Origin of the sequence: Methylocystis silviterrae (assembly GCF_013350005.1) — a bacterium.
GTDB lineage: Bacteria > Pseudomonadota > Alphaproteobacteria > Rhizobiales > Beijerinckiaceae > Methylocystis > Methylocystis silviterrae.
The window spans coordinates 1-5,397 of sequence record NZ_JABVWW010000044.1; the positions used below are offsets into that span (position 1 = coordinate 1).

A 5,397-nucleotide genomic window follows, 5' to 3' on the forward strand; every position below is an offset into this window, starting at 1 on the left:
CTGAGCGCTCACGATCCCGTGGACTGAGCGCTCATGATCGTCTGGAATCAGTGCTCACGATCGCGTGGATTACGCAGGCATTGTCATCCAGAGATCGATTTCCTCGCGCGTCGTCAAGATAACGGGCCACGCCCTTGGGTGAATCGAACCAACCACATTGTTCGGCACGGTGGCTAGAAAAGCAAAGACGTCACGCGCAACGCGGGAACGACGCGCGGTTTTTGAGCCATTGGGAATGTTTCTTCATCTAAAGACTGAACCATATAGGCAGTCAGGCGTGGCCTCCGCGCTCAACGGGCATCCAGGTTGCGTTGAAGGAAGACATGCGTAAGACGAGGGAGGTCACAATGTCCGAACACAAAGCCACGATAAAATGGGCGCGCAATGGCGCCGATTTCGGCTACAAGAACTACAGCCGCGACCATATCTGGCGGTTCGATAGCGGCGTCGAGACGCCAGCTTCCGCCGCGCCCGCCTATCTGGGCAATCCACAGCGCGTCGATCCAGAGGCGGCTTTTGTCGCGGCGCTGTCGAGCTGCCACATGCTGACCTTTCTGGCGCTGGCGTCGAACAAGGGCTTCGTTGTCGACAGCTATCAGGACAACGCCGTCGGGCGCCTTGAAAAGAACGCCAGCGGCAAGCTCGCCATCACGCACGTCGAATTGCGCCCGAGAATTATTTGCAGTGGTGACAAGCAGCCGATGCAGGCAGACCTCGAATGGCTACACGATAAGGCGCACCGAGAATGCTTCATCGCCAACTCCGTGACGACAGAAGTCACGGTCATACCAGTTGAATGACAGGATCGTTACCCCGACGGCGTGAACGCATCCGATCGGATGTTTTTCATGCTGGCTCCGCGCATGAAGAAATCACGCTTCAACCGTTTCACCAGATTTTCGCCGCCACACAGAAAAATTGCGCTGTCCTTGACGTCTTGCTCGGCATGCAGGGCTGTCGCCGCGACGTCTCCTCCAGCCGGAGCATTTGGATCAAGCAAGCATGGTCGGTAGTCGACATGCGCTCGCGTCCGGCTCAGCGCTTTCAGCTCTTCATCAAGATAGAGACCATCACGGCTGCGTGCGCCGTGGTAAAGACGGATTGGACCGAGATGGCCCCGCTTCAGAGCGTCTCGCAACACGCCATAGAGTGGCGCGAGACCCGTCCCCGCGCCGATCAGCAGCAGGCGCTGCTCCTCGTGAACGCCTTCGTAAAAGCATGTTCCGGACGGACCCGCGACATGCAAGCGGTCGCCCGGCTTGAATTCTCCAAGCCGTCGGCTCATTCGGCCATTTTCATGCAGTCGGATATGCATCTCGAGAAATGGATCGTCCTCGGGATGGCTCGCGAGCGAGTAATGACGTCTTAAATCGCCATCCGCGACAAGTTCGAGGAACTGTCCTGGCCGATACGCAAAATCATCTGCATCGACACGCAGTCGGATCACATCGGGCGCGAGCGGCTCAATCGCTCGAATGACTGCATCCCGACGCGCTCCGACGTTGTCCGGTCGCGTAATCGTCAGCGGCGACGTCGGCAAACAGACACAGGGCAGAAAAAAGCCGAGCGCCTTCTGACCCTGTGTCAGTCCAACTTGAGAGTCTGGCGGAGGAACGCCTTCCACCGCGCGATGCAGACACGTCTGACAATTGCCGGACCGGCACGACGAAGGCGCGTCGATGCCGGCGCGCTCCAGCGCTTCAAGCACAGTTTCACCTGGCCTGAGTTCGACGGAACGATCCTCGAACTTCAGCATCGGATCAACGGTTCAAGACGTCATCACGAACGGAATTTGCAATCGCGGCGACTTCCTTAACCTCTTTTTCCGGCACGCCGAGGTCACGGAGCGTGTAGTTCAGATTTTCGATCACCGCGTCGACATGGGAATCATTGAGGCCCTTCGCGACGAGACGCTTGTGCGCGTTGCGCATGTCGGCTCCCGTGTAATTATTTGGACCCCCAAACGCCATGGTCAGGAATGATTTCTGTTTGGCGATTTGCTGATCCATGTCGACGCCATCAAAAAACTGCGCGATGCGTCCGTCCGCGAGAACCTTGCGATAAAAAAGCTCAACTGCCGCATTAACGGCGTTCTCGCCCCCGAGGCGCTCGTAGAGATTTGACATGCCTTGCGTTCTCCCAGTTGCCGACTTAGCGAGCCAACTTTTCGGCTCGGACGTCTCTTAGACGCGGCGGCGTGGAGAATCTTACCTCGACCAGCGAGATTTTTTTGCTTGGAGAGATGCGTCCCGCTGGAAATTCAAATCGTATAAGAAAAAGCATGACGAAATTCGTTCTGTCGCCGCTGACTCGATCGATAAACCCCGGAACGATCGCGTCCGCTCACCCGCGGTCCGCCGCCTTTTCGCCGCGCACAAGCGCCAGCAATCCGAGATACACCTCTTCGCATTCGGGACATTGATGCATGTGGTGACGAACCTCGGGGAGAGTGGCGGCGGCGTCCAAGCCGGAGGCTTCCAACTCGGCATAGCGCGGCAGACTATCGAAATAATCCGTACACGACATCTCTTCCCCGCTTTTGGCGGCGAAGATCGTATCGAGCAGGCGGGCAAATTCCTTTTGTTTCATTCCTAGCTTCCGGACTCAACCGAATTTGAGACGCTCTGAGACGGAAAAATCTTACCATCATCACTGAGATAAGTTTTGCGCTGGGGCGAGTCGAACGTAGCTATGATATCCTGATGCGTGACGCCTTCGGAAAGTAGCGCGGCCTTGAGGCGTTTTCGTGCATCATGAATAAGCTTGTATACGCTATTGCGATTGCCACCGAGCCACTCGGCGACAAGATCAAGCGGCATGCCCTGAAAAGCGTGAGCAACAAGCGCTTTTCGCTGAAGTGGCGTCAAAGAGTTCTCGATAAGGCGGACCAACAAAGCCCACGCTTGTCGCCGTTCCAGACTATGCTCGGGTTCTGGAGCATCAGTCGGCCAGACCGGCACATCTTCGCCAAGACGCGCACGATTCACTGCCGCCTTCCGCCAGCGCCGTCGTCGAAGCTCCCCAAGAGTGACGCGAACAGCGATCGAATAGGCCCACGTCGTAAATTTGCTCTCGCCACGAAATTGTTCGAGTTTCGACTGGATGAGGATAATGGCCTCTTGGGCGCAGTCCTCCGCCGTTTGATGCAAATCTTGGCCGAGCGATGAACCTCCGGGCGTTTCATTTCGCGAGAGAAATTTGATGATCGCTCCGAGCACGAGCTCACGCAGCTCAGCCAGCGCAACAGCCTGACTCTGATCGCCTGCCCGTAGGGCCAATAACCACTCGGAGTTTGATCGCTGTCTCATTTCGCGGCACGGGTGACAGACGGGAAAATGGCTTGCACGCAAAGGTTAGCATCAACATCGAAGCGACGCTATCCATCGGGCCTCCGATGTTTGGAGGGCCCTCTCCGATCGGAAGAGATTTGGATCGGTGCTCGACAAAAGCGCACAGCGGTTGACGCGGTCCAGCACGCCGAGCGGATCGTCTGACCCACGATCAGACCGGCGAGGCCTCCCCCGGACCGACCCGGGGCATTAAAAGCGTAAAATAGAACAATGTGAGTCAGCGCGTGCAGCGCGGCTTTTTCCGGCAGCACTTGAAGAAAGCCGATAAAGCTTTCGCTAAGCAATCCTGGCGACAACTCGGGCGCGATCTTCCAAGCCGATAGAGCGATCGCCGTGGTCGCCAGCGGCGAGCGGTTTCTGACGACGGAGGAAATGGCGAGGCTCGGCGAAGCGTTCCGCCGCGTCGAAATGACGGACGCCTTTGCGAGGGTATCGCTGCCTTAACCGGTGCGCGTCTGCGCGAGATCCTCCCCTTGTTCCGCCGAACCGACGAAATGGGCCTCCCTTGGCAAAGCTGGACCAGAAACCCCTTGTGATGGATGGCTCTGCGTCCGCCGTTTCCTATCTTTGATTCCAGTTAGGTCTTCTCCAAGGCAGCCAGCAGCTCGCTCGATCGGAGCCAAATGCGGGTAGATTATACTGCATACGCCATGGCGTCCTTAGCTGTCGGACTGTCGGCGCTGATGGGCTGGTTCGTGCAGGATTGGCTGGTTGAGGGCTTGCCAGTAGTTGCATTTTTGCCAGCGATTGTCGTAGCCGCCGCGCTTGGCGGTTCTGCCGCAGGGCTATTCGCTGTGGCCCTCTCCGCGGCCATAGCTCGGCTGCTGTTTTTAAATTCTCCTTCTCTGCAGGCGTTGGGCCCTCGTGTAACTGGTTCGTTGCTTTTTTTTCTGCTGGTGTCGCTCGCAATAGTGACGGCTGTCGCGCTACTCAAGATTGCGATTGAACGCGTGGCGGTTGAAGCCCAAAAGGAGCGCTCACTTATTGAGTCGGCGCCAAACGGCATACTCGTTGTTGGCAGGGCCGGCAAAATGCTCGCGGCGAATTCGAGCGCCGAGAGGCTTTTTGGGTATCCCCGCGAGGAGCTGCTTGGGCGGTCAGTTGAAATGCTCGTCCCGAAAAGAGCATCAGTTGCGCACAGAAGCATGCGGGAGGCGTTTCAACGATCGCCAGAGACTCGCGCCATGGGCGCAGGCCGTGATCTGCGGGCGCGCAGAAAGGACGGAAGCGAATTTCCCGTGGAGATCGGCCTTAACCCTATGGAATGGAACCAAGAACCAGCCGTGCTGGCGACAATCACAGATATAACTGAGCGAAAGCAGCACGAGGAGAGGCAGCGGATACTTGCAAGGGAGCTGGAGCACCGAGTTGGCAATTTCTTCGCGCTTATTTTAGCTATTATTCGAAGGACGTTAACAACGGGCCGGAGCATATCGGAAGCGGAACAAATCCTCACGGGGCGGGTGCAATCCCTCGCAAAGGTTCACGCTGTCGCCTCCGAAGCAATGTTTCAAAATGTGTCCATGGATAAGTTACTCGAGACGGATATTTCCAGCTTCAGAGATCAGATAGAAACAAAGGGCCCGGATGTTTCGCTGTCCGCAAAAGCCGCCCAAGCATTTGCCCTCGTTGTTAATGAGCTTGTCACCAACGCGGTGAAACATGGCGCGCTCTCGACCCCCAGTGGGCGAGTGCTGATAGATAAGCGAGTCGAACATTTAGAAGGAGAGGCATTCATAATCTTTGAGTGGAAGGAAAGAGGTGGCCCTCCTGTGACAGCCGCTTCCAGGAAAGGATTTGGCAGCTTCATCATTGAGGAATGGCCGAAGCAATTTGATGGCAGGACGACCCTTACCTACCAACCAAGCGGTCTATCCTACCAGCTCCATCTACCGCTTGCTTCTGTCACCGACATCTCGGGTGTAGACAGTGCATAGCTTATGCGAGGAGACGAGCGCACCGCGCGCCTTCTAGGGCTCGGACCCATAAAGTTGTTGGCTTGGGCGCGATGTCGTGATTCACAGCTTCCGAAAGGAAGCGCCAATGA

Annotated in this window: 6 protein-coding genes; 2 read left to right on the top strand and 4 right to left on the bottom strand. The window is 56.8% G+C overall.

Annotated features, from left to right (window positions below; genetic code table 11):
* Positions 1-347: 347 nt before the first annotated feature.
* A complete protein-coding gene (locus tag HUN39_RS18755) occupies positions 348-800 on the top strand; it encodes an OsmC family protein (RefSeq protein ID WP_175095948.1) in 453 nt (150 codons plus the stop codon).
* An 8-nt stretch (positions 801-808) separates the two neighbouring features.
* On the opposite strand, the gene HUN39_RS18760 is transcribed toward HUN39_RS18755, so the two are convergent.
* The 4 genes from HUN39_RS18760 to HUN39_RS18775 all read right to left on the bottom strand — a co-directional run bounded on the left by HUN39_RS18760 (position 809) and on the right by HUN39_RS18775 (position 3,278).
* A complete protein-coding gene (locus HUN39_RS18760; protein WP_175095949.1) occupies positions 809-1,756 on the bottom strand; it encodes a 2Fe-2S iron-sulfur cluster-binding protein in 948 nt (315 codons plus the stop codon).
* 4 nt (positions 1,757-1,760) lie between these two features.
* A complete protein-coding gene (locus HUN39_RS18765) occupies positions 1,761-2,126 on the bottom strand; it encodes a group I truncated hemoglobin (RefSeq protein ID WP_175095950.1) in 366 nt (121 codons plus the stop codon).
* 217 nt (positions 2,127-2,343) lie between these two features.
* Entirely contained in the window at positions 2,344-2,589 is a 246-nt protein-coding gene (locus tag HUN39_RS18770) for a hypothetical protein (protein WP_175095951.1), read from the bottom strand.
* A gap of 2 nt (positions 2,590-2,591) precedes the next feature.
* Complete coding sequence (locus tag HUN39_RS18775) at positions 2,592-3,278, bottom strand: RNA polymerase sigma factor (RefSeq protein ID WP_175095952.1); 687 nt, start codon at positions 3,276-3,278, stop codon at positions 2,592-2,594.
* A gap of 695 nt (positions 3,279-3,973) precedes the next feature.
* On the opposite strand from HUN39_RS18775, the gene HUN39_RS18780 reads away from it, so the two are divergent.
* Positions 3,974-5,287, top strand: coding sequence for a PAS domain S-box protein (locus HUN39_RS18780; protein ID WP_175095953.1), 1,314 nt, complete (start codon positions 3,974-3,976; stop codon positions 5,285-5,287).
* Positions 5,288-5,397 lie beyond the last annotated feature (110 nt).

Bases quoted from the DNA above. Each gene is read 5' to 3' on its own strand.
- HUN39_RS18760 (WP_175095949.1), bottom strand. From the start codon at position 1,756: ATGCTGAAGTTCGAGGATCGTTCCGTCGAACTCAGGCCAGGTGAAACT.
- HUN39_RS18780 (WP_175095953.1), top strand. From the start codon at position 3,974: ATGCGGGTAGATTATACTGCATACGCCATGGCGTCCTTAGCTGTCGGA.
- HUN39_RS18755 (WP_175095948.1), top strand. From the start codon at position 348: ATGTCCGAACACAAAGCCACGATAAAATGGGCGCGCAATGGCGCCGAT.
- HUN39_RS18765 (WP_175095950.1), bottom strand. From the start codon at position 2,126: ATGTCAAATCTCTACGAGCGCCTCGGGGGCGAGAACGCCGTTAATGCG.
- HUN39_RS18770 (WP_175095951.1), bottom strand. From the start codon at position 2,589: ATGAAACAAAAGGAATTTGCCCGCCTGCTCGATACGATCTTCGCCGCC.